General features: G+C 67.0%; 30 protein-coding genes. 10 read left to right on the forward strand and 20 right to left on the reverse strand.

From position 1 onward, the window contains the following. Nucleotides 1–52: 52 nt before the first annotated feature. Both D7I44_RS11185 and D7I44_RS11190 read right to left on the reverse strand, forming a co-directional pair. On the reverse strand, nt 53–1,234 hold the full coding sequence (locus D7I44_RS11185) for an FAD-dependent oxidoreductase (protein ID WP_120789565.1): 1,182 nt from the start codon (nt 1,232–1,234) through the stop codon (nt 53–55). Between the two features lie 70 nt (nt 1,235–1,304). Continuing rightward, on the reverse strand, nt 1,305–2,765 hold the full coding sequence (locus D7I44_RS11190; protein WP_245979543.1) for an MDR family MFS transporter: 1,461 nt from the start codon (nt 2,763–2,765) through the stop codon (nt 1,305–1,307). 68 nt (nt 2,766–2,833) lie between these two features. Here D7I44_RS11190 and D7I44_RS11195 point away from each other — a divergent pair, with 68 nt between their 5' ends. The 3 genes from D7I44_RS11195 to D7I44_RS11205 all read left to right on the forward strand — a co-directional run bounded on the left by D7I44_RS11195 (nt 2,834) and on the right by D7I44_RS11205 (nt 5,297). Next, a complete protein-coding gene (locus tag D7I44_RS11195) occupies nt 2,834–3,433 on the forward strand; it encodes a TetR/AcrR family transcriptional regulator (RefSeq protein WP_120789566.1) in 600 nt (199 codons plus the stop codon). 123 nt (nt 3,434–3,556) lie between these two features. Beyond that, complete coding sequence (locus D7I44_RS11200; RefSeq protein ID WP_120789567.1) at nt 3,557–4,528, forward strand: IS481 family transposase; 972 nt, start codon at nt 3,557–3,559, stop codon at nt 4,526–4,528. 271 nt (nt 4,529–4,799) lie between these two features. Next, nucleotides 4,800–5,297: a hypothetical protein gene (locus tag D7I44_RS11205; protein ID WP_120789568.1), complete on the forward strand. Its 498-nt coding sequence runs from the start codon at nt 4,800–4,802 to the stop codon at nt 5,295–5,297. A gap of 80 nt (nt 5,298–5,377) precedes the next feature. On the opposite strand, the gene D7I44_RS11210 is transcribed toward D7I44_RS11205, so the two are convergent. The 3 genes from D7I44_RS11210 to D7I44_RS11220 are packed head-to-tail and all read right to left on the reverse strand — an operon-like array spanning nt 5,378 to nt 6,352. Next, nucleotides 5,378–5,737 (reverse strand): hypothetical protein, encoded by a 360-nt coding sequence (locus tag D7I44_RS11210; protein ID WP_120789569.1) that lies wholly within the window; start codon nt 5,735–5,737, stop codon nt 5,378–5,380. A gap of 10 nt (nt 5,738–5,747) precedes the next feature. Beyond that, nucleotides 5,748–6,038, reverse strand: coding sequence for a hypothetical protein (locus tag D7I44_RS11215; RefSeq protein WP_120789570.1), 291 nt, complete (start codon nt 6,036–6,038; stop codon nt 5,748–5,750). Between the two features lie 38 nt (nt 6,039–6,076). Then, nucleotides 6,077–6,352, reverse strand: coding sequence for a hypothetical protein (locus D7I44_RS11220; protein ID WP_120789571.1), 276 nt, complete (start codon nt 6,350–6,352; stop codon nt 6,077–6,079). A 94-nt stretch (nt 6,353–6,446) separates the two neighbouring features. Here D7I44_RS11220 and D7I44_RS11225 point away from each other — a divergent pair, with 94 nt between their 5' ends. Next, entirely contained in the window at nt 6,447–6,758 is a 312-nt protein-coding gene (locus D7I44_RS11225) for a hypothetical protein (protein ID WP_120789572.1), read from the forward strand. Nucleotides 6,759–6,776: 18 nt separating this feature from the next. Here D7I44_RS11225 and D7I44_RS11230 read toward each other — a convergent pair whose 3' ends face one another. From D7I44_RS11230 to D7I44_RS11245, 4 genes are all read right to left on the reverse strand, one after another. Next, the gene (locus D7I44_RS11230) at nt 6,777–7,181 is read right to left on the reverse strand and encodes a VOC family protein (RefSeq protein ID WP_120789573.1); all 405 of its coding nucleotides are present in this window, start codon (nt 7,179–7,181) and stop codon (nt 6,777–6,779) included. Beyond that, entirely contained in the window at nt 7,181–7,762 is a 582-nt protein-coding gene (locus D7I44_RS11235; protein WP_120789574.1) for a carbonic anhydrase, read from the reverse strand. Before D7I44_RS11235 ends, D7I44_RS11230 begins: the two co-directional genes overlap by 1 nt. A gap of 32 nt (nt 7,763–7,794) precedes the next feature. After that, on the reverse strand, nt 7,795–8,766 hold the full coding sequence (locus tag D7I44_RS11240) for a TDT family transporter (protein ID WP_120789575.1): 972 nt from the start codon (nt 8,764–8,766) through the stop codon (nt 7,795–7,797). Between the two features lie 123 nt (nt 8,767–8,889). Next, the gene (locus tag D7I44_RS11245) at nt 8,890–9,525 is read right to left on the reverse strand and encodes a TetR/AcrR family transcriptional regulator (RefSeq protein ID WP_120789576.1); all 636 of its coding nucleotides are present in this window, start codon (nt 9,523–9,525) and stop codon (nt 8,890–8,892) included. A 64-nt stretch (nt 9,526–9,589) separates the two neighbouring features. Between D7I44_RS11245 and D7I44_RS11250 the strand changes: the two genes are divergently transcribed. After that, nucleotides 9,590–10,522, forward strand: a complete 933-nt coding sequence (locus D7I44_RS11250) for a LysR family transcriptional regulator (protein WP_120789577.1) — start codon at nt 9,590–9,592, stop codon at nt 10,520–10,522. On the opposite strand, the gene D7I44_RS11255 is transcribed toward D7I44_RS11250, so the two are convergent. From D7I44_RS11255 to D7I44_RS11275, 5 genes are all read right to left on the reverse strand, one after another. Beyond that, nucleotides 10,488–11,309, reverse strand: coding sequence for an alpha/beta fold hydrolase (locus D7I44_RS11255; RefSeq protein ID WP_120789578.1), 822 nt, complete (start codon nt 11,307–11,309; stop codon nt 10,488–10,490). The two genes, D7I44_RS11250 and D7I44_RS11255, sit on opposite strands and share 35 nt — an antisense overlap. 1 nt (nt 11,310) lies before the next feature. Continuing rightward, nucleotides 11,311–12,198, reverse strand: a complete 888-nt coding sequence (locus D7I44_RS11260) for an alpha/beta fold hydrolase (RefSeq protein ID WP_245979545.1) — start codon at nt 12,196–12,198, stop codon at nt 11,311–11,313. A 187-nt stretch (nt 12,199–12,385) separates the two neighbouring features. Then, nucleotides 12,386–13,063, reverse strand: a complete 678-nt coding sequence (locus D7I44_RS11265; protein WP_120789579.1) for an SOS response-associated peptidase family protein — start codon at nt 13,061–13,063, stop codon at nt 12,386–12,388. A 9-nt stretch (nt 13,064–13,072) separates the two neighbouring features. Next, entirely contained in the window at nt 13,073–13,432 is a 360-nt protein-coding gene (locus D7I44_RS11270; RefSeq protein ID WP_120789580.1) for a hypothetical protein, read from the reverse strand. 2 nt (nt 13,433–13,434) lie between these two features. Further along, nucleotides 13,435–13,719 (reverse strand): hypothetical protein, encoded by a 285-nt coding sequence (locus tag D7I44_RS11275; RefSeq protein ID WP_120789581.1) that lies wholly within the window; start codon nt 13,717–13,719, stop codon nt 13,435–13,437. A gap of 127 nt (nt 13,720–13,846) precedes the next feature. On the opposite strand from D7I44_RS11275, the gene D7I44_RS11280 reads away from it, so the two are divergent. Then, on the forward strand, nt 13,847–14,125 hold the full coding sequence (locus tag D7I44_RS11280) for a hypothetical protein (RefSeq protein ID WP_162940226.1): 279 nt from the start codon (nt 13,847–13,849) through the stop codon (nt 14,123–14,125). Between the two features lie 33 nt (nt 14,126–14,158). Then, nucleotides 14,159–14,617 (forward strand): hypothetical protein, encoded by a 459-nt coding sequence (locus D7I44_RS11285; protein ID WP_120789583.1) that lies wholly within the window; start codon nt 14,159–14,161, stop codon nt 14,615–14,617. A gap of 44 nt (nt 14,618–14,661) precedes the next feature. Here D7I44_RS11285 and D7I44_RS11290 read toward each other — a convergent pair whose 3' ends face one another. Both D7I44_RS11290 and D7I44_RS11295 read right to left on the reverse strand, forming a co-directional pair. Further along, on the reverse strand, nt 14,662–15,912 hold the full coding sequence (locus tag D7I44_RS11290; RefSeq protein ID WP_162940227.1) for a site-specific integrase: 1,251 nt from the start codon (nt 15,910–15,912) through the stop codon (nt 14,662–14,664). Between the two features lie 105 nt (nt 15,913–16,017). Further along, entirely contained in the window at nt 16,018–16,278 is a 261-nt protein-coding gene (locus D7I44_RS11295) for a hypothetical protein (RefSeq protein WP_162940228.1), read from the reverse strand. A 408-nt stretch (nt 16,279–16,686) separates the two neighbouring features. Here D7I44_RS11295 and D7I44_RS11300 point away from each other — a divergent pair, with 408 nt between their 5' ends. Further along, nucleotides 16,687–17,418 (forward strand): dienelactone hydrolase family protein, encoded by a 732-nt coding sequence (locus D7I44_RS11300; RefSeq protein WP_120789586.1) that lies wholly within the window; start codon nt 16,687–16,689, stop codon nt 17,416–17,418. A gap of 28 nt (nt 17,419–17,446) precedes the next feature. Then, complete coding sequence (locus D7I44_RS11305; protein ID WP_120789587.1) at nt 17,447–17,959, forward strand: mycothiol transferase; 513 nt, start codon at nt 17,447–17,449, stop codon at nt 17,957–17,959. Nucleotides 17,960–17,967: 8 nt separating this feature from the next. Here the strand turns inward: D7I44_RS11305 and D7I44_RS18210 are convergent, their stop codons facing one another. From D7I44_RS18210 to D7I44_RS11320, 4 genes are all read right to left on the reverse strand, one after another. Beyond that, nucleotides 17,968–18,141, reverse strand: a complete 174-nt coding sequence (locus D7I44_RS18210; protein WP_162940229.1) for a hypothetical protein — start codon at nt 18,139–18,141, stop codon at nt 17,968–17,970. A 112-nt stretch (nt 18,142–18,253) separates the two neighbouring features. Further along, nucleotides 18,254–18,943, reverse strand: a complete 690-nt coding sequence (locus D7I44_RS11310; protein ID WP_245979547.1) for a cupin domain-containing protein — start codon at nt 18,941–18,943, stop codon at nt 18,254–18,256. A 71-nt stretch (nt 18,944–19,014) separates the two neighbouring features. Further along, a complete protein-coding gene (locus tag D7I44_RS11315) occupies nt 19,015–20,118 on the reverse strand; it encodes a Gfo/Idh/MocA family protein (RefSeq protein ID WP_120789589.1) in 1,104 nt (367 codons plus the stop codon). Continuing rightward, nucleotides 20,115–21,095: a DUF6807 domain-containing protein gene (locus tag D7I44_RS11320; RefSeq protein ID WP_120789590.1), complete on the reverse strand. Its 981-nt coding sequence runs from the start codon at nt 21,093–21,095 to the stop codon at nt 20,115–20,117. The genes D7I44_RS11315 and D7I44_RS11320 overlap by 4 nt, the downstream gene beginning before the upstream one ends. Before the next feature lie 163 nt (nt 21,096–21,258). On the opposite strand from D7I44_RS11320, the gene D7I44_RS11325 reads away from it, so the two are divergent. Beyond that, entirely contained in the window at nt 21,259–22,251 is a 993-nt protein-coding gene (locus tag D7I44_RS11325) for a LacI family DNA-binding transcriptional regulator (protein ID WP_162940230.1), read from the forward strand. Nucleotides 22,252–22,379: the final 128 nt, after the last annotated feature.

The following is a 22,379-nucleotide window of genomic DNA, read 5'->3' on the forward strand; positions in this document are numbered from 1 at the left end:
CTATGGGGCGACAGCATCGAATTCGACGCGCTACTCTGACCTGTCGCTCTTTTTACGGCTCCCCGCCGCCGGCCCCTTGTGCGGTGAGGGTTGCGATCATCTCGAACATTTCGAGCAGGCCCTTGGGCGCATCGGGGGCGAAGATCAGCTCCATGCTCTCGGCCGTCTCGGATGCGGACGCCTCGGAACGGGGGAAGAGCTCGGTTTCGTATTGCGCGAGCGCGTCCTCTGTCGCGCCTGGATGTTCCGCGATTGCGCGCGCGAGCTCGGCGCCGTCGTACATGGCGAGGTTCGCTCCTTCGCCGGCGAACGGCGACATCAGGTGGGCGGCGTCTCCGATGAGGGTGACGCCGGGCACGCGCGGCCAGGAGTGGCCGACGGGCAGGGCGTGGATGTGGCGGGGCGTGAGCATCGTGTCTGCGTTCGCGATCAACCCGCGCAGGTTCTCGCCCCAGCCATCGAGAAGCCGTAGCACCGCGACCTTCGCGGCGGCGTCGTTGTTGAAGTCGATGGTGTCGATCCAGGCCTCTTCAGATCGGTGGCCGAGGTAGACGTGCAGGCTCCCGTCGGGCTCTCGGTGCCCCATGATCCCGGTGTCTCCACCCAGCGCGAAGAGCATGCCGCCGCCCATGGCTTCCGCCTCGACCGGATGCCTGGCGTCGGCCTCGAACAGGTCGGCTTCGATGAAGGAGATCCCGCTATAGGCGGGCACTGCGTCGGAGACGAGCGGGCGAATCCGCGACCACGCCCCATCGGCGCCGATGAGCAGATCGGTGGTGAAGCCCGTGCCGTCGGCGAGTTGCACCTCGTGCCGGCCGGGGCGGCCTTCGACCGCGCGGGCGGCAGTGACCTTGGAACCCCAGTTGACGGTGTGGGCAGGAAGCGCGTCGAGGAGCAGTTCGCGAAGGGTGCCGCGCTCGATCTCGGGCCGGCCGGCTTCGCCGTTGTCCTCTTCGTTCAGCAGCACCGCCCCGCTTCGATCGAGGATGCGGGTGGCCTCGCCGCCGGGGAGGATGTGCTTCAGGAACACCTCGAAGAGTCCGGCGGCGTCGAGGGCCTTCTGGCCGGTGCCCTGGTGGATGTCGAGCATCCCGCCCTGGGTGCGGACATGGCGGCCCGCCTCGAGCTCGAAGACCGTCGATTCGATGCCGTTGACGTGCAGGACCGCGGCGGCGGTCAGTCCGCCGAGACCGCCGCCGACGATCGCGATCGGATAGTGGGGCAGGAGTGTCATGAGCGTTTCGCTTTCGGTGTCGGTGTCGGTGTCGGTGTCGGTGTCGGTGTGGTTGTCGGTGTGATGGTCGCTATCTCGCCGCAGGCGCGGACTCTTCCGTCTTGGTCCCCGCGCCGCCGGGATGCGGGGCGGCCGCCGGCAAGCTGGCCGGGAGAAGGAATGACAGCGCGACGCCCAGCGCGGTGAATCCGGTGGCCCACCAGAAGCTCTGTTGGAACGCCGCGACAGAGAGTCCGTGTGCGCCCGTTGCGGCTGCCGTGGTTGCCGCTCCGGCAAGGATGACGGTCAGCACCGCGCCGCCGAACGAGCCGCCGAGTTGCTGGGAGACCCGGCTGATGATGCTGGCGTCGGGCACGTCGGGTCCGGGGAGGCCGCGGAACCCCACCGTCATGAGAGGGGTGGTGACGACGCCGAGACCGAGGCCGCGAACGAACAACGCGGCGATCAGCGTGACCCAGTTGGTCGTCGTGTCGGCGAACGCGAACGGCACGGTGCCCAGCAGCACGATGAAGAACCCGGTCACGACCAGCCATCGGGCCCCGAACCGGTCGGAGAGGCGCCCGATGAACGAGCGCACCGCGAGCGCGCCGGCGCCTTGGGCGATCAAGATGAGGCCGGCGCCGAGCGCAGAGGTGCCGCGGAGCTCCTGGAAGTACAGCGGTACGAGCAGCATCGCGCCGATCAGCGAGACGCCGGAGAAGAATTGCACGAGCGAAGCGGAGGCCAGTGGCCAGTACTTGAGCAGCTGCAGGTCCAGCAATGCCTTGCCGCGATGGCGGAGTGCCCACCAGACGAACCCGGCGACGAGGATCACCCCGCCGATCAGCGGCACCTCGACGTCGCCCTGCGCGAAGCCACCGGCTTGGCCGGCGTTGCTCAAGCCGTAGAGCAGCGCGACCAGGCCCGGGGCGAGGAGGACGAAGCCGACCGCATCGAAATGCGCCCTCGTCACCGCGGGGTCCTTCGGCAGGAACAACGCGGCCATGACGAGCCCGATGAGGCACACCGGCACGTTCACCCAGAACAGCCACGGCCAGCTGAGGTTCTGCAGGATGAGGCCGCCGAGGACGGGCCCGAGCACGGGCCCGAGCACGATCGGGATGCCGATGATCGACATGATGCGGCCCAGGTTCTTTCCGCCGGATGCCTGGACGACGATCGTGCCCATGAGCGGCATCAGCGCACCGCCGCCGACGCCCTGCAGTGCCCGGAAGGCGATCAGGCTCTCGACGTTCCAGGCCAGGCTGCTGAGGATCGAGCCGACCATGAACACCGTCAGCGCGATCATCCAGACGCGCTTGCGCCCGATCGTCCGCTGCGCCCACCCCGTGACGGGCATGACGACGGCAAGCGCGAGCAGGTAGCCGGTGCTCACCCACTGGATCGTCGCGACGGATGCGTCGAGCTTGGTCGCCAGGGTATGCAGCGCGACCGCAACGATAGTCGTGTCGAACAGCACCGCAAGACCGCCGACGAGCGCTGTCCAAATGACGCGCCACACCGCCGGCTCGATCTTCACTTTGTCTGCCACGATGTCCTCCAATGAAGCTACAGACTGTTGCTTAGTTTCAAGGATACGATCGTCGCGGAGGAAACACAATGTTGCTTAGCGGAAACCCATCCGTGCAGCGTCGTCGCAAAGGTGCCGAACTCGACGCCGCACTTCTCGACGCGGCGTGGGACGAGCTCGTCGAGCGCGGCTACGACGCGTTCACCATGGATGCCGTCGCCTCGCGGGCCCAGGCCGCCCGCACCGTGCTCTATCGGCGGTGGTCCACCAAGCAGGACTTGGTGAAGGCCGCCATCCGGAATCGCGGCTTCCAGCAGACCATCGAAGTACCCGATACCGGCAGCCTGCGCGGCGACCTCATCCAGTTCATGAACAACGCGAACGGGTCGCGAGCGCAGAAGGGAATCGCGCTCCTAAGCCGGCTGGGCGCGCTCTACAGCGACACGGGCACGAACCTCGGCGAGTTGCGTCAAGGCTTGGTGGAAGCCCGTTCGGAGGCCATCGATCGGATGCTTCAGCGGGCCGTCGACCGGGGCGAGATCGACCCCGCGAAGCTCACACCGCGCGTGCGCAGCGTCGCCTTCGATCTGTTCCTGCACGAACTCATGATGACGATGCGGCCAGTGTCCTCGACGGCCATCGCCGACATCATCGACGAGATCTTCCTGCCGCTCGTCAGGGTCGCCTGAATCGCCCCCAGAGCGCCGCCGGCTAGCTGTAGTTCCTCGGCACGTTGTGAACGTGGGTTGATGTAGTGAAGACCTCCGGGACGATGTGGGTTACCACACTCACTTCGTTCACCGGAGGTCTTCGTGACTCACGCTAATGCCCATCTGACTCCGAAGGGCCGGCTGCGGTTGGCCCAGTCGATCCTCGAGCAGGGCTGGTCCTATCGGCGGGCAGCCGAGCGGTTCCAGTGCTCGCCGGCCACGGCCAAGAAGTGGGCGGATCGGTTGCGCGCGGGCCTGCCGATGACCGATCGCAGTTCCCGGCCGCGCTCGAGCCCGAACCGCACCAGTAGGCGCACCGAGCGGCGCATCGTCGCGTTGCGGTTCATCCGCCGCTGGGGCCCCCACCGCATCGCCTTCCACCTGCATCTGGCCCGCACCACCGTCGAGCGCGTCCTGAGCCGGTACCGGATGCCCAAGCTCGCCCATCTGGATCAGAACACCGGCCTGCCCGTCCGGAAGCCGAAGCCGGTGCGCTACGAGCGTCAGAAGCCGGGCGAGTTGGTGCACATGGACATCAAGAAGCTCGGCCGCATCCCCGACGGCGGTGGCCACCGGGTGCTCGGCCGGCAGCAGGGCAACAGGAACAACACCGGGCACGGCAAGGCCGGGCGCGGCTACGCGTTCCTGCACCACGTCGTGGACGACCACTCGAGGCTGGCGTACTCCGAGATCCTCGCCGACGAGCGCAAGGAGACCGTGGTCGCGTTCTGGCAGCGCGCGAAAGCGTTCTTCTCCGAGGCCGGCATCACGATCGAGCGGGTCATGACCGACAACGGCTCGGCCTACCGCTCACGGCTGCTGGCGAAGGAGCTCGGGACGATCAAGCACAAGTTCACCAAACCCTACCGGCCGCAGACGAACGGCAAAGTCGAGCGGTTCAACCGCACCCTGGCCGCCGAGTGGGCCTACGCCAAGCCGTACGCGTCCGAGGAAGCCCGAGCCGCCGAATACCAGGCCTGGGTCCATCACTACAATCACCACAGACCCCACACCGGCATCGGCGGCAAGAGCCCCTCAGAACGCGTTCACAACCTCACGAGGAACTACACCTAGGAAGCGAAGCGGCTGCCGTTTCAATCAGCGTGGAGAACTCGATCACTCAACGACGCAAACGTGCCACCATCGGTTGATGACCGTCTGCATCACCTGCGGCGCCGAGATCACCTCGGAGCCGCACACCTGTCCAGACCCGATCGCCGGTTCGACATGGACCGCGATGTCTTCGAGCCGGCGGGACGGGAAGAGTTGGTCAAGGTAGATGAGGTTGCCAGGCGGCGGTGGGCTCGGGCGCAGCTGGTCGAAGGACCTGATCTGATGAGGCCTGATGCTCTCGACTGACGCCGGGGTCCGCGCGCTAGTCACCGCTCATGCGCTGCGTCTGCTCGGGCAGGAGGCAGCGCCGACGGCCGTGGACGGGGCGGTACGTGCGCTCTCTGGCGGTGCTGATGGGTCCGCTCTTCGTGAGCTCGCCGGCCTGCCGGCATCCGACGACGCCGAGCTCGACAAAGTCCTCCACGGTGCGCTCGACGAGGTCGGCGTGGATTGGGAGGGCATGTCCAGAGATGACGCAGTGATCATCACTTTGCACAGATTCACGGAGCAGGGGACACCCGCACGCCTCCTCGCGGACCTCGCGCACGCGCTCGTCGGGCACGCAGGTCCCGAGATCGCGCAGCGCCTTGTCGCGCTGAGCGACGAGCTTGACGATGCGCGCGACGACGGTGCGCCGGAACCTGACTCTGAGGCGGTCGTGGATGAGTTCCTTCATGAAACCGCGGGCGTCCTCGACGAGTGGCTGGCGAGCCACCGCATCGCGGTGTGAGCCGGCTCACACGGCACGTCCACCGCCACGGCCTTCACGCAGGCGCAGCGTATCGGCACGGCTGCGGCGCGGTCGGCGGCCTACGGACGTCGCAGCCGCAACGCCGGCGGGGCCGGCCATGACAGCTCGTGCCGTTCAACCGGTGCGTCGATGGCGCCCCAGTCCTCAGTTTTCAGGATGATGCGGTCCGGCGTCACCTCGACGATGCGCACCGGCTCGACGCGGCCTTCATCGAGGACTATCTCGTAACGCTCCGCGAGATATCCGAGCCCCAGCTCGTCGAGCGTCCCCTCAGCCTGATCAAGCGACACGACTCCGGTCACATCCCGCCCGAGCAGATCGACGGCCACCCAGCCGTCACCTTCCTCGCGCAGCCAGCCGACTCGTTCGCGATCCGATGCGCGGCGGTGTTCGATCCAGGAGGAAGGGACAGCGGTCACCGAATCAGGATCACAGATACGGCTCGTGACGAGCCCACAAATCTGCAGCCCTGTCCGCGGCCGCCGAGATCAGGTCAGCGATCTCGGGGCGACTCGGGACCGGAAATGAGACGTACCCGCCGCGTCCTCCGGCAGTTGGTCGGCCGTAAGCCTTCGCGGCAACGCTGCCGTCTGGAAGGAGCCGTACGGTGATCGTCTGAAGGTCGTACTCGACTCCCCGGCGAATGTCTCGCCAGCGAAGATCATCGGGAATGACGACGTTGAAGGCGAGTGCAGCAATCTCGGGCGCGGCATCCGTCATGTGTTGTGTCCTGTTCCTATTCGCGACACGACGGCCGGTCAATGGGTAAGTCGCCGAAGCGCCTCAGCTCTACGCGGCTGTCCGATCGCGACGAGTGCCGGGCTCGCATAGTCATCGAACATCCGCGTGCCTTCTTCCTCGTTCCCGCTCACCACGAGAAGACGCCCGATGATCTCGGATGAGGCGGCGACCACGGGCTTCTCGTCGGTGGGGAGGGCGAAGCTTGCAGCGGTGCTCAGTGCCCACGGGACGGACTCCGGGCCCGCGTCCTCCGCGGCGGCCGCGTGTTCGGCATACTGGCGCTCGAAGGGCATGACGTGAGTATGGAGGGAGAGGAGGGCACGGCGCCATCGCCCCCGGAATGTTCTTCATTGCGGCCTTCGGGACGGCCTGTTCTACCGTGGCGAGATGACCGAGCAAGCGCCTCTTCCCGATGGCTATGACCCCGCTCACGTGTTCCGCGTCGTCGCGCTGCCGATCGAGCGTGGCTGGGGCGTCTGGTTGCGGGGCGCCGACGACTCGATCATCGCAAGCTTTGGGCTCGGGCTTTCGCCCGAAACGGCATTCTTTCCGGGTGTGATCGAGGTTCTCGAACCGCTTCTAAACGACCGGTTCAGGCTTGCATATCAAGGCAGTGGTGCCTGGGATCAGATCGAGAATCACTGGTCAGCGGTCGTCTACGAATACGCGTCGCCCGGTTCGGGCTCGACCGTGCACTGAGTGCCGATTGGGCGCTCGTCATCGGCTGTTGACGAGCCACGTCACGCCGTACTCGTCGACGGTCGCTCCGAAGAAGTCGCCCCATGCTGAACGCGCGAGCGGCACGGTGATGGTGCCATTCTCAGTGAGTCGTTCCCAGACCTGTGTGGTCTCGGCTTCGTCCCCGTAGACCATGATCGAGTGCAGATTTCCACTGCTCTGCTGATCCGTGTCCTCTGCGTGAATGTCACTGGCGAGGAGCACGATCCCGGCGGACGTCGTCAGCTGGGCGTGCATGACTTGGTTTCGGCGCTGTGCGGGCAGTTCGATGCCGAGGTCGTCGGCGGTGTTGAGAATCAGTTCGCCGCCGAAGATCGACTGGTAGTGCTCCATCGCCTTCCGCGCATTCCCGCGGAAGTTGAGGTACGGCGCCCATCGGAGCATCAGCGTGCGCCCTCCTCAGGAGCCATTTCGGGCGCCGCGATTGCGGGCATCGGAGAGGTTGGGATGACCGTCGTCAGCAGTCCAGTTTCGACGTCGTAGACATGTCCGGACACGGAGATCTTTCGGGACAGCGCGTTGTGGTGCAGCGCGAGGTCAACGTCGGTGGCGACTGTCAGGGCGGGGTCGACGACAGCCTCTGCGACAAGGGCCGCTTCGCTGAGGTGGGTGTGTTCGGCAAAGGCATGGCGGAACTGCTCATCGGCCAGGGCTTTCGTGCCGCAGTCGTTGTGATGGACGATCGCGACCTCGAAGAGCGCTTCGCTTTCGGGCCGAAGCTTTTTCTCCGCGAGGAAGGTGATAAGCGTGAGGTCGTTGAGGACCTCCCGGGTGACCCGGCCGCCAGCATTGCGGATCACCGCAATCTCGCCCAGTTCGGCTTGAAGGAATTCGGCCGGGTCGGTTCGCGGGTCCAGGCAGGTGATGACGCACAGCTCGCCGGCGGGGTAGATCTTCTTCCCGTGGTGGGCTCTCGTGGCGCTGAAGAGACGGTTCCTGTCGAGGAACGGCTGGCTGAATGTCATGGCGGCTCGTTTCGTCGGTTGGGGAAGGTCGGTCAGCGGCGAGGTACCAGGGTGACTGCCGCCACCGTGGCGACGGCGAGCGTGGCAAGTCCGAGCGCCGCCCAAGCGATCGCGGTCGCCCCCGGGAACGGGGCGGCGGCTGTCCAGCGGATGACGAAGTTCGCGGATGCTGCGATGGGGAAGATGAAGGTCCAGAAGGAGATGCTGACCGGAACTTTCCGGTACGCCTGGATGAGGACGAGCTGGACGAGGAGCAAGGTGATCAGGAGCCCGAGGAAGCCGTAGCCGACCGCATTCGCCTGTCCCGCGCTGAGGATGATCCATGCGTCGCCTCCGACGGCTGGCGGGACGAGGAGCACGGCGAGTGTCGGCTTGACCTGGTCGGGGAGCGCACCTCCGGTGATGAGGCGGCCGGTGACGATCGTTCCGATCACGAGCCAGAAGAACAGGCCGACGCCGAAGGCGGCAATGGCTCCGTCATGTGCGCCGACGCTGGACAGGCCGATGCTGCTGACGAATGCCGCGGCGACGACGGGAAGGAAGTAGCCGGGGTGCAGGTAGTCGATCTTGACATCGCCGATCAGCCAGTGGGCGAAGAGCTGTGCGGCCACGACGATCGAGCATGCGACAAGGACCCAGACGATCGGCTCGGCCGCGCGTCCGAGGTATTGCCCGAAGTGGGTCATCAGGAGCACCGCGATGAGGGGCAGATAGGCGGCGAACGGCCCGAGCACCGGATGGTGCAGATCTGCCCGGAACCAGCCCGGCGTGCGCAGCCTCCGCCCGATGTAGAGCGCTCCGAAGATCAACCACAGCAGGCCGGCGATGGTCCACAGGCCGTCCGGGACCCACGCGCTCGCGTTCAGTGCTCCCTGGGCTGCGGTCCAAGCCCCAGCGAGGCCGGCAACGCCGAGAGGCACCCCGAAGTGGACGAGCCCGATGCCATTGGTCGCGCCGGCGGGCGTCCGCCGACCCGCATCTGCGGTCGCTGATGTCTGCGTCACGGGTGTCCCTGCTGTTCTGCGAATGACGAGCGTGATCTCAATTCAGACCGTAGGCGGCGCGGCGGGCCATGCGGGTTCCACATGCGCGGGATGCATGGCTGGCATCGGAACCGGTATCGACGACTACCGGAGTTGGTCGAGATGGGTGTGTGCCGCGTCGAGGATCTCTGCGGCAAGCGCTCTGTCGTCGGTCGCGCGCGCGAGGCTGATCGCGCCGACCAGGGTCGCGAAGATCCCGATAGCGACGCGGCGATCCTCGTCACTGCCGGCGGTGTCGCTGCCCAGCGCCGCAATCTGTTCGAGGATCTGATCGAGGCCGCGCGTGAACGGATCGCGCATGGCCGACCCGGGTGCGCTGCGCCCGACATCGGTGGCGAGTGCAGCCACCGGGCAGTCGTCTATCTGCCGAAGCCGGTGCTGTTCCGACAGGTAGATCGCTGCGAGTTCCTCGAGGGCGCCGGCGTGGTCGCCGGCGTGCCGCGCTGCGATGCCGTCGAACTCGGCCCGCTGCTCAGCGAAGGCATGGTCGATGGCGGCCGCGGCGAGCTCGTCCTTGGAGCTGAAGTGGCGGTAGAAGCCACCATGCGTCATCCCAACCTCGGCCATCATCTGCGGGATGGTCGCCCCATCGAGGCCGCGGCGCTTCAGGATCGCGGCCGCCGCCTCGACGATGTCCTCGCGATGCTGCTGCGCGTCCGCACGAGAGGAGCGTCCCATTCCTGCCTCCGCATCATCCGGTGGGCCGTGCTGGCGCCACATGTTCAATTAGATTATCATCATCATCGAAATCGGCGTTCGCACCCGCCGATAGAAGGCGAAGACCATGGACTTGCGGGCGCTGGAGGCCATCGTGGCGATCCACGAGCACGGCAGCTTCTCCGCCGCGGCCGAGCGGCTCTTCCTCTCCCAACCGGCGTTGACGCGCCGGGTCGCGATGCTGGAGCGGGAGCTCGGCGTGAAGGTCTTCGTGCGCACCTCCCGCGGGGTCCACCTGACCGAGGCCGGTGAGGCGCTGATCGAACCGACGCGCCGCGCACTGCGTGAGACCGGAGCGATCCGTGACGCAGTGCAGCTGGTCAGGCGCGGGACACGCGGGACGTTGACTGTGATCGGGACAACCGACCTGAGCCGGGCGCTCCTCGGGGAGCTTGTCGGCCGATTTCACGAAGCGTTTCCCAGCGTCGCGATACGCGCCGGTTCCGCATCCTCCGACGCCGAAGCCCTAGCTGCCGTTGCCTCTTCGGCCTTCGACCTCGCGATCGTTGAACTCCCGGCAGACGCGGACGGTCTGGAGGTGACATACGTCGGCGCCGAGGAGCTGGTCGTTGTCCTCGGCCCAGGCGGACACAACTCGGCGACGACAGAGGCCGAGCTGCCAGTCGTGACGCCAGAGCAGCTTCGCGGCCGCACCCTCATCCATCTGCCTATGACGCGCACGCGGAATCGCGCCGGCTCGCTCTTCGCCTCTCTGGGGGAGGCTCCGGCGTCGCGCCTGGAAGTCTCGAGCTGCGAGCTCATCTCGCCGATCATGAGGTGGACCCATTCCGTCGCGATCCTCCCGCGCCCCGACGCCATCGAAGCTCGCGCTGAAGGCCTGACATTGGCGGCACTGCCCAAGCCGGCCAGGCGGCACATAGGTCTCGTTCGACGCGCAGGAACCGCCGGGCCAACGACCCGACGGTTCCTGGAGCTGGCTGCAGTTCCTGAGGTACCCTCTTCTCTCAGCTCTGGAGGAACGCCAGCAGTGCCGCGTTGACGAGCTCTGCGTGTGTTGCCGTGAGCCCGTGGGGTGCTCCCGGGTAGTAGATCTCCTCCGCACCGGGAATCAGCCGAGCGGACTTGCGTGCGGAATCGTGCACCGGGACGATCTGGTCGTCCTCCCCGTGCATGACGAGCGTCGGAACATCGAACCGACGCAAATCCTCCGTGAAGTCGGTCTCCGAGAAGGCGCGGATGCTCTCGTAGGCGTTCAGGGCCCCGGCCTGCATGCTCCATAGCCAGAACTGCTCCAGCGTGCCCTGCGAGACGTGGCTGCCGTCGCGGTTGGCACCGTAGAACTGCACGGCAAGATCACGGTAGAACTGTGATCGGTCCCCGGCGACACCGGCACGAAGCTCGTCGAACACGTCAATCGGAAGGCCTTCCGGGTTGGTCGCGCTCTGCAGCATGATCGGCGGAACGGCGGAGACGAGGACGGCTTTAGCGACCCGCTCGGTGCCGTAATTCCCGATGTAGCGCGCCACCTCTCCGCCGCCCGTGCTGTGGCCGATCAGGCTGGCGTCACGAAGGTCGAGCGCTTCGATCACCGCGTGCAGGTCTGCGGCGTATCCGTCCATGTCGTTGCCGGTCGCCGCCTGCTCGGAGCGGCCGTGCCCGCGTCGGTCGTGTGCGATCACGCGGTAGCCGTGCTCGGCGAGGAAGAACATCTGCCCGTCCCAGGCGTCCGCGTTCAGCGGCCAGCCGTGCGAGAACGTGACGACCGGTCCATCACCCCAGTCCTTGTAGTAGAGCTGGGTTCCGTCTTCCGCGGCGATGGTAGGCACGTTACCGACCTCCGTGCTGGCAGGATCGGGCGGCGTCGAGGATGACGCCCGTCACCTGCGTGGGGTCGGCGAGCATCGCGAGGTGCGGTGCACGACCCTGCGTGATTTTCCCGTGGGCGCGGTTCGCCATGAACAGTTGCTCGGCCGGCGGCAAAAGCTTGTCTTCGGTGCCGATGAAGAAGTAGCTCGGAATGGTCTTCCACGCAGGCGTCCCAGCGAAGGGTGTTGCGAGCGCGCCCAAGGTGACAGGGCTTTGGGCAGCCGCAAGGGCATCGGTCGTGGCTGTCGGCAGGCTCGCTGCGAAGACCGCCTTGAAGTGGTCGGTCTTGATGTAAGCGTCCCAGTCACCCTGCCCTGCGTCAGGCGTCGGAAGGACGAAGTCGAACACCGTAGTCGGGTCGACGTTCAGGAGTGAGCCGGGCTTTGCGTTCGTCAAGTCCTGCGTGCTCTCGCCCTGATCGGGTGCGTAGGCGTCGATGTAGACCAGCGCCTTCACGTTCGCGTTGCCCGTGGCCGCGGCGCTGATGACGGCGCCGCCGTAGGAGTGCCCGACCAGGACGACAGGACCGCTCGTCTTTTGCGCGAGGAACGCGCTCAGGACGGCTGCGTCACTCGCGACCCCTCGCAGCGGATTCGGCGCAACGAGAACCTTGTAGCCGTCGCGCTGGAGGGCGGCGGTTTCCGGAGCGAAGCTCGACCCGTCCGCCCACGCGCCGTGTACGAGCACGATGGTCGGTTTGCCGCCGGACGGGGCTCCGTGAGGGGCCGGGGAAGAGTTCGAGGAGGCGAAGCCCATCTGAACGGGAACGACAACTGCGATGGCGGCAAGCGAGGCCGCGGCGATGACCGATGCGCCGATGCGGCGCCCTCGGGTCCATGTGGATGTCATGCGCCCAGTGTGGATTCGGGCCGGACGAGGCCGGCATGCCGAAGACGCATCGCGCGCGCGCTCAAGCTGATAGCGCGGCAGAGCACCCCTGATCAATGAACAGAACTTCGAGATCACGCACTCGGAAGATCACAGACCGAATCACGCTGGCGGGCTCGCCGACCACCTCAATACAGCAGGAGAAACGTCAGCCGAGATCGAGCAGCCCGGGCTCGGCGTCTGGCTCGTTCAGGAACCGGACGCCCCCTGAGAGGTCGTTCGATGCCGCGACCGCTGCCTCGGCGAGCTGGCGGGTCCCGACCTCGTGCGGGTCGATCCACGTTTCCCAGAGCTCGGGAGGTAGGAGCAGCGGCATACGGTCGTGCTTGGTGGCGACGGCTCCGGCCGCGGGGCGCGTCACTAAGGCATAGGTCGTGAGGAGGTTGCCGTCCTCCTCATGGACCTGGTTCCAGACAGTCGCGATCATGAACGGCTGACCGTCGGCGGTCGTGAACTGGCTCCCTTTCTCGTCGAACCAGTCTGCCGGCACAAGACCCCGCGATGTCTTGAATGAGCCGCTCCATCTGCTGACAAGGTTCTCGGCTCGGGCGTTGAACGTGTTCGCCTTCGTATCGAACTTGCCGCCGGGCCAGAGCTTGAACCAGGCCATGTCGAGCAGCGTGCAGACGTCGTCGCGTCGGAACATGGGGTTGAGGTTCCGTGCATTCCTCCCGGTGAGCGTGTGCTTTCCGCGGACCCTCGAGCCCCAGCCTTTGCCGAAGTCGAAACTCAGCTCGACGCGCTCGTCGAGGGGCGCAAGATCAGGGTCGGAGGGGAGCGGGTCGCCCTCGTGACCGCCTCCGCCGAGGCCGTAAGAAGCGCACATGCGGTGAGGCTACCGCGCGGCGTTCGCGACGGTCGACCCCGACGACGGTCGCCTCTGCGATGGTGCGACGGGATCGACGCGCCGCACGGCGGGTGCCCAAACATGGGTCTCCCATGTCGAGCCGCCGGTCCGGCGCACGCGGACTACCTTCGAGCTGGTGGCGGTCGCCTCGGCCGTGACGAACGCCGCCAGGATGCCGTCCGGTGTCAGTACGTGAACCCACACCTTGACCGGTATTGGCGGGTCGAGCGGCCGGAGAGCGTCATCGGTCGACGCAATCTCGCGCTGCGAGAGGCTCAATGGCTGCATTTGAAGCTGAGGTACACGCGAGAGGTCATCGCCCGCGCCGATCGACAGATCCCTGGTCATCGCTAGACGTAGGTGGCTCGGACGACCCAGTGATCACCGATCTCCCGCTCCACGTCGAAGACGAGTGCCTCACCTTCGTCGAAGGACCGTGCGGTGAACCGCAACGTCCGCGGCACGACGCCGGCCGGCCGATGCGTGAGTGCGGGGGAGGGCTCGACAGTGTCGAGCACACTCGGTTCGTCGATGACGATCCAGCGGTGACCGCCCGCGACCATGCGCTCGGGCAGCCGCCGCTCATCGAGCCACAACTCGGCGGGCGCCCCGACAAGTTCGACTTGGGTCAGCACAGATGCACCTCGACATTCGTCATCGTGTTCGATCAGGTGAACAGAATAAGCATGCTCGTCCCGACACTCCAAGCCCCGATCCGAAGCTGAACGCGACCGCTTCGTAAGCTGGGAGACCGTGCGCATCGTGGGAGTCATCCGGAGCCGGAAGATCTACTCGGCGGAGGCGAGCGGCAGCGATCAGGCCGCGGTCCGAGCCGAGCTGTTGGCCGGTGTGCCTGGCGGTTTTGAGGCCGAGCGGATCTGGGGCGTCGATCAGAAGACGGGGACGCTCGAGATCCGCGCCGGCTCGCGTGAGACGCAGGAGCTGGTGGTCGATGCGCCCAGCTACCCGGAGTCCCGACGCGAGCTCGAGGCGAGCTTCGATGCGGGGGACTGGCAGCTGATCAGCTCCCGCATCGACTGAGACGGATGCCGGGGTCTGCGGGATCATCGGTATATGCGAGCAGCGATCATCGACAGCGCCTACGAGCTCCGAGCAGATGGTGCCGTCTACCGGTTGGCCTCCGAGGACGTTCGCACGATCCAGCTATACGACGGCTTGATGCGAGTCCTCGACACGTCCGGGAACGTCGAGATCCAGTTGCCGGGCGACCAGCTCTCGAAATTCACGGTTCCAACCGACCTCGAAGTGATCCCGGTCTCCGGCCCTGAACCTGAGGTAGACGTCACCCCGTGGCTCACCGAGGAGATCGGAACGATTCTCGTCGGCGACAACGAACTTGCGGAGCGCCGGTGGGCGGACGGGGCGCTCGACCCGGAGCGGGTGTGCGAGTGCGGGCTGTTCGAGATGGGGTTGCACGTCCTCGACGACGGAACGACGCTTGTCTGGCGCTGTAAGAATCCGGAGCACCGGCTCGAGAAGCCTGCGTGGCCGTTGCCGTCTGAGGCGAAGTGACGGCATCCAGCTGAGCCCGTCGCCCTACTGCGTGGACGCGATGTCTAGGCAGCCCAGTCGAAGTTCGGGTCGTCGTCCTGCTCGTCGTCTGCGTATGCTTCGGGTGCCAACGCCATGTGCGCACCAATCGCCGCGACGGCCGCGATGCGTGCCTGGTCGATGACCTGTTTGCTGCCGACATAGTCGTCGGTGACGGTCGATCCTTCGCGCTGCCCGAGGAAGATTCTGGCGACGTCGCGGGAATGCTCGTTCCTGATGAAGGTGGCCGACGACTTCCTGACCTGGTGCAGTTTCAGGTTCTCCATCCCGTCGATGAGCCCGAGCTCTGCGGCGTTCTCCCGGAAGATGCGCAACTGCCGGTAGATGGTGCCGTGGTCGGCGAAACGGCGCTTCGGTGTTCGCAGCAGCGCCGTGTTCTCGCCGGTTTTCCGCGCCTCGTGGAGGAGGCGGGAGATCACTTCGTTGAACTCAGGGAGCGCCGGTAGTTCGCGCAGGCTGGACTTCGTCTTCGTCGGGCCGAGGAACGGCTTGCCGGCGTTATGGACCAGCGAGTGGCGGACGTCGACAAAATAACATCCGATCTCCTCATCCCACCGAACGCAGTCGGCGGTCAGCGCCAGAGCCTCGCTCGCGCGCAGGCAGACGGCGAACTGCAGACACACCATGTCCGCGAGGATCGCGTAGTAGGGCGTGCGGTGCTGCGGCAGGTAGTACGGCGTTTTCCCGTTGGCAGGTGTGACGAGCGTCCGGTATTCGCGCAGCGCGCGCTGGAAGTCGAGGATCTGCCGCGGCGAGTAAGTGATCGGCCGCCCGTCGTTCTCCTTCACCCAACGCGGCCTGTAGCTGGGCTTGGTCGTTGCCTTCGGATAATGCCAAGTGCGGTCTACGGCGCCGCGTGACTGTCCCCACGTGAGAGCGCGGACGATGAGGTTGTGCACCGCCCGGCTCTGCGCCGGGAACTCGTGGTGCAGCTTCTCGATGATCTCATCGACGATGTCCGGGTCGATGTCCTCCAGGAGCCGGCCGGCCCCGAAGCATTTGAGGAGCTTCCTGGTCGTCGTCCGGTTCGTGTTGATCGTTCCAGGGGTGCGCTCCTCGACCTTCAGCCAGTGCTTGGTCCAGCCCTCCATGAGGTCTGCGAGGGTGGACTTCGAGTTGAGCTTCCGCGTGCCGATGGTTTCCCTGTAATTCGCAGCCCACTCGCGCAGCCCCGCGATGGCGAGCTCCGGGGTCTCGGCTGTGTGTCGGACGCCCTCGGTCTGGAGAGTGTCCGGGAAGCGGAACCTGGCGCGCACCGTCCATGTGCCGCTCGTGTTGAGCTCAGGCGGTCCGATCTTCCCGAGCGAGCCGGGAGCCAGAGGCGGTCGTCCCATGATCGTCTTCCTTGTCTCGTGAGCGCGTCAGCTGAGGCCGTTGGCGATGTGGCAGGCGATGTCGTCGCCTACGAACTTCAGGCCGCCGACCTTCGTCGAGCGCACCGGCCACCGCCGCGCCTTCTCGGTGGGGTCTTTGAGCTCGGAGTAGTTGCGGATCGTCTTCGGCGCTGAGCCGGTGACGTAGGCGGCCTCTTGCAGGTTGACGAGCCGGCCGCGCAGGCCCATGTCGAGGTTGGGGTGGGCCTTTCCGCAGTTCTGGCAGGTCGGGGTCTTTGTCGTCGTCATGATCGGTGTCGGATTCTCCGGGGGCATCCCGGGGTAGGTGGGGCGCCACCGATCCAGCGCTCTGGGGGCTTCCCCAGATGCCCCTGTCTCGGTGGCTCTGTCACCGAGACCTATGCGTCCACCCCGTAGCCGGCTGTGCTGGAATGCGTGACCTGCCGTGGTTGCCGCCCGGTATTCCGCGGAATCAGAGGAGATCACCGGTCGCGGGACACCGCCGTGCTCGCCGAATCCGTCCGCGGACTTGGCAACAGCGCCAGCCCCCAGATGCCCATGAGAGGCCGCCGGCAGATGCCGTGTCCGTATGGTTCCCAGGGCGTATTCGTGCTGTAAGCGTGCTGACAGCCGTCTCGACGTCGCGCGCCAACAGGTCGCGGCTCCCGCAAATACAAGGCCAGTAGCGTCTCGAACATGGACAACTACATCGAATTCGACGGATTCAGCGGCTACGTCTCGCGCCCCACGGGCGAGGTGCGCGGCGGTCTGATCGTCATTGAGGAGATCTGGGGCCTCGTCGACCACATCAAAGACATCGCCGACCGGTTCGCGAGGCAGGGCTACCTCGTCGTCGCCCCCGACATCCTCAGCCACGCGGGCATCACCCCCGAGGTCGGCAACGAGCTGTATCGCCTGCGCAACAGCGACGACGAGGCAGAGCGCACCCGCATGCAACCGCTGATGCGCGAGAAGATGGCGCCGACCCAGCAACCGGAGTACGGGTCGTGGGCTGTCAGCGCCCTCAAGCAGGTCGTCGACTGGCTCGACGTGCAGCCCGGCGTCGCCGGCCGCATCGCCGCGACCGGCTTCTGCTTCGGCGGCACCTACACCTTCGCGCTCGCCGCGGCCGACGACCGGGTGCGTGCCGCCGCCCCGTTCTACGGCGCCCCACCGCAGACGACGGAGTTCGACGGGTTCGCATGCCCGGTTCGCGCCTTCTACGGCGAGCAGGACGAGCGGCTCATCACGGGCCTGCCCGAGGTGGAGAAGCGGATGTCTGACGCCGGCGTCGACTTCGAGGCGACCGTCTACCCGGGCACCGGCCACGCGTTCTTCAACGACACGAACGCGCACACCTATGACGAGGCGGCCGCGACGGACTCCTGGGAGAAGGTCAACGAGTTCTTCGCGAAGACGCTGGCCTGAGGCATCCTGCGCGCGTAATTTCGAGGGCATGGAGCAACACGAGCTGTTGATCGACGCTTTCGATCGCATCCGCGGGATCGTGCACCGGGTGGTCGAGGGGGCGAGCCCCGAGCTGCTCGGCTACCGCATCGACCCTGAGGCGAACACGATCGCGTGGCTGGTCTGGCATCTGACCCGCGGGCAGGACGCGCAGGTGGCCGATGTGGCGGGAACCGAAGAACTGTGGCTCACGGAATGGGCCGACCGCTTCGCACTGCCGCTGCCGCGCAACTCGACGGGGTACGGCCACTCGACGAGCGAGGTCGTGTCGGTCATGGCGTCGCCCGAGCTGCTGCTCGGCTATCACGACGCCGTGCACGACGCGACCGTCGCGTACCTCACGACGCTGACCGGCGAGGACCTCGACCGCGTCGTCGACACGTCGTGGGACCCGCCCGTCACGCTCGGCGTGCGGCTGATCTCGGTGATCGGCGACGACTGGCAGCACGCAGGCCAGGCGTCGTTCGTGCAGGGTGTCGCAAAGCGGGCGCGCGTCGCCTGACATCCCGTTCAGGACAGCCCGAAACGGATCAGATCGGTCGCGCTGATCAAGCCCTTCGCAAGAAGGAGCTGCAGCAGACCGGCCTGGGACTCGCCCAGGGCGCGCAGCAGCAGCTGAGTGTTGGCCACATTGATGGCAGCGGATGCCGCATCAGTGCGTTCCGCCACGTTGGTGTTCGACATGTGCAGGGAGCCTTCCGGATTCCCTTCCCCTCGAGGCGAGATAGTGGCATCGAAAACGCCCGGCCGGCACCCCCACGAAAGGGTGACAAACCGGGCGTTCTCTCGCTGTTCCTCAGACCTTCGGCCACACGGTGAGGCGGCCGCACATGCCCCAGCGCTCGAGCCCGGGAAGCGGGTCGAGCTGTGCGACGCCACTGCCGTAGAGGCTCGCGGTCTGAGCAGCGGCGAGCAGCTCGAGCGTCTGGCCCGTCGCGGCGCTTTGCGCGGCCGGCCCTGCCTGCCAGATCTCGCGCCACGTGTCGATGCGCGGTGCGACGAGCGCCGCGGCAGCCGAGTAGAGCCCGTCGAGCGCGTCGACGAGGTCGGCCTCCGCGTGGGCGCGCAACTCGGCCCAGCCCTCGAGGGCGAGGTCGCGTCGGGCGCGGGCGGCACGCTCGAGCTCGGCCTGGTCATCGGTCTGCGGCAGCGCAGCCGCTGCCGCGTAGCGATCCCGGTCGGCGAGCACCTCGGCCGGGAAGGTCAGCACGGCGTCGCCCGCCTCGGGGAGGCCGCCGTTCGACATCAGGGTGAGGATGTCGAGGTCGCCGCTGCCGTTGATGAGGCGGTGCACCGTGCCGGGCGTGAACCACACGACCGCACCGGGGTGCAGCGGCGTCGTCTCGAGCCCGCGCGAGCTGAGCGACTCGAGCTCGCCCGTGCCGACGAGCACGACGTAGCCCTCGGTCGACGCGGTGTGCAGGTGCGGCGACCCGCCCATGCGACCGTCGGTGGTCGGCCAGTCGTACACGCGCAGGCGTGACACGGCGATGCCACCGGGGAGGCCTCTGTTCAAGGCCTCCCCAGCGTTCCCGGGCTCTCCCGCCAGACCTGTCGTCATTCGGCCGCGACGAGGGCCTCGCGCCATGGGGCGCCGCTGCCCTCCATGCTCGTGTAGAACGGGGAATCCGCGTCGATGTCGCCCGTCGCCACGCGCGCGCCGGTGAAGGACGACGCGTAGATGCCGGCGATCAGCTCGAGCGTGCGGCGCGCCGACGCCGTCTCGACGGGCAGCGGCAGTCCCTGCTCGCGCGCCACGATGACCTCGCGGAACTGCGCGGCATGGCCCGAGTTGCCGTGCGGCCCCTCTGCCCACAGGGCCTCGACCTCTTCCTCATGACCGGGCGCCGGCGTGATCTTCCAGTTGTCGTCGCCGTAGCCGTAGAGGTGCTCGAGCTCGACGGTCGCGAACTCGAAGTCGAAGCGCAGATAGCTCGTCTCGCGCGGGGACAGCAGGCTGTTGACCACGGTCGCGACGGCGCCGTTCTCGAAGGTGACGATCGCGGTCGAGAGGTCCTCGGTCGCGACCGGGCGTGCCTGCCGAGCCGAGACGGCGACGACCTCTGACCACGGGCCGAGGATCGACAGCAGCGTGTCGAGCTGGTGGATGCCGTGACCCATCGTCGGGCCGCCGCCCTCGATCGCCCAGTTGCCGCGCCACGGCACGTCGAAGTACGAGTCCGGGCGGTACCACAGCGTGTTGCAGACCGCGACGAACGGGCGGCCGAGCCTGCCGTCGGCGAGGCGCTCGCGCAGCCACTTCGCGCGGCCGCCGAAGCGGTGCTGCGAGACGGTGGCGAAATGCGCCCCTGATGCCTGCTCAGCGGCGACGAGCTCGTCGATCTCGGCGAGCGAGAGTGCCGGCGGCTTCTCGGAGAGCACGTCGACGCCGGCCGCGAGGGCCACGAGCGCCTGCTCCTTGTGCAGCCCGGGCGGGGTGCAGAGGTGCACGATGTCGGGTTTGCCCTGCGCGAGCAGCTCCTCGAGGCTGCCGTAGCCGGCCTCGACGCCGAACTCTGCCTGGAACCCGGCGAGGCGCTCGGGGTCGACGTCGACGGCGCCGACGATGACGGCCTGGTCGCCGAGCTTCGCGATGTTGTCGGCGTGGACGCGGGCGATGCCGCCCGTGCCGACGATGCCGATGCGGATCGGGGCGCTCATCGGGCCACCGCCTCGGTCTGGACGCGGACGCCCGCATCTGCGAGCACCTTCACTCCGGCATCCGCCAGCTGAGCCATGCGGCCCTTGTCGCTCGCACCGTCGGCGATCACGACGGCGTAGTCGAGAGTCAGGCTCTCGCCCTGCTCGAGCGTGCGCACCTCGTCGAAGAACGGGGCGGGGTTGAGGCACGCGAAGGGCTCGGCGCGCGCGAACCACTTGGTGGGCAGGTCGCTGCCGTACGTGCCGTCGATGAAGACGACCGTCGACTCTGCGTCGATGTCGTCGTGCTTGCCGCTGAAGCCGGCCCACAGGCTCTGGGTGCCGCGCAGGTCTTCGCCCTCTGTGCCGTCGGCGCCGACCATGTAGCCGCCCGTGAACGAACGGGGCCCACGCCAGAACAGCCCGCCGTAGCCCGCGTTGTCGCGGCCCTCGGTGGTGGGGGAGCCGATGTGCAGCGGGGCGCTCGAGACGTTGGTGATGGTGCTCGACCAGGTCAGCACCCAGTGATCCGCACCGGCGTCGGTCACGACGGCGCGGATGGTGCGCACCTCGTCGACGACCGGGTCGCCTGCGGCCTGACCGGCCGCAGGCTCGCTCACCCAGGTGAGGCGGTGCGCGAAGGTGGCTGCGGTGTCGGTGACGGATGCCTCCAGCAGTTCCACGTGCTCCATCGAGCCGTTGTTGTCGAGGTTCGCGTAGCCGGTCGCGCGGGTGTAGGTCGCGCCGCCCCAGAAGTTGTGCTTGCCGACATTCGGCAAGGAGAGCGTGATGCCCTTGTGCCACACGTGGTCGTGTGGGCGGAACACCGTGACGAGCTTGCCGGAGCGGGTGCGGATCGGGTGGAGGTAGGGGCGGGGCGACTCGTACTGCGCCTCGGTCGGGCGGTACACGTAGCGGAACAACTCGGCCCCCGCACGCACCGCGACCTCTGAGCCGACGTCGTGGAGCAGCGAGAGCGAGCTGGGAGTGCTGGTCATGGACGGGAATCCTTCGAAATCTTCATTGATTAGTGCCGTGGGCGTTACGAGAATCGAAAGTTTTTCGATACTCTTGAACGTCAAGCGAGCCTAGGCGGATGAAATCGTTCGCGCAAGGCGACCAGACCCGAGAGGACACCCGATGGCGGGAACGCGTGGAACCATGGCCGACGTCGCGAAGGCTGCCGGCGTATCGGTTCCGACGGTCTCGAAGGTGCTCAACGGCCGGGCGGATGTCTCGGACGCGACGCGCGCCAGGGTGCAGCGCGCTCTGCAGGACACGGGTTATGCCCCGCGTCGGGCGCCGGGGAACGATCTCGCCGGAGTCATCGATCTGCTGATCGAAGGGGTCGACTCACCGTGGGCGCTCGAGATCGTGCGAGGCACAGAGGCGGCGGCCGCGCACCGTGGCTCCGCCGTCGTCGTGACGTCATCGGTGAACCCGGGATTCGATCTGCCCACCTGGCTCGACGCGGTCGCCGCGCGGCATTCCGACGGCGTCATCGCCGCGCTGCCGAGCCTCGGCGAGCACCATCTGCGCGCCCTGCAGGAGCTGAACGCACCGGTGGTCGTGATCGACCCGAGCTTCGACGTCTCGGATCGGTTCGCCACGATCGGCGCCACCAACTGGGCGGGCATGTTCACAGCGACCGAGCGGATTCTCGAGCTCGGCCACACCCGCATCGGGTTCATCGTCGGCCCATACAAGGCCCCGGCCGCGATGCATCGCCTCGAGGGCTATGCCTCCGCGCTGCGCCGCAGCGGCATCGAGTTCCAGCCGGAGCTCGTCGTCGAAGGCCGCTTTCAGGTGAGCGGGGGCCACGATGCCGGCGGCAGGCTGCTCGATCTGCCCGAGCGACCCACCGCCATCATCTGCAGCTCCGATCAGCAGGCGGCGGGTCTCTACGAGGCGGCGCGCGAGCGTGACATCCGCATCCCCAGCGAGCTGTCCGTCATCGGCTTCGACGACACGGTGCTCTCGCGCTATCTCTCGCCCGCTCTGACCACCGTGCATCAGCCGCTCGCCGAGATGGCTGCTGAGGCGATCCGGCTGGTGCAGCAGCTCGCCGTCGACCCGGACGCTCACGTCGCACGGCACATCGAGCTGGCGACCACGATGGTCGAGCGTCGTAGCGCCGTCCCGCTCGGTTCGTAACCTTATCGAGACCTGATTTCGGGAAACGCTTACCCGTTCGACTTGACGCGGAAAGCGTACGTCCGTTAGCTTCGCTTTCGATCGCTCTTCGAAATCGTTTCGCACGAATTCGAACCGAGCGAAAACGA

This window comes from Gryllotalpicola protaetiae, assembly GCF_003627055.1.
In the GTDB taxonomy this organism is placed as follows: domain Bacteria; phylum Actinomycetota; class Actinomycetes; order Actinomycetales; family Microbacteriaceae; genus Gryllotalpicola; species Gryllotalpicola protaetiae.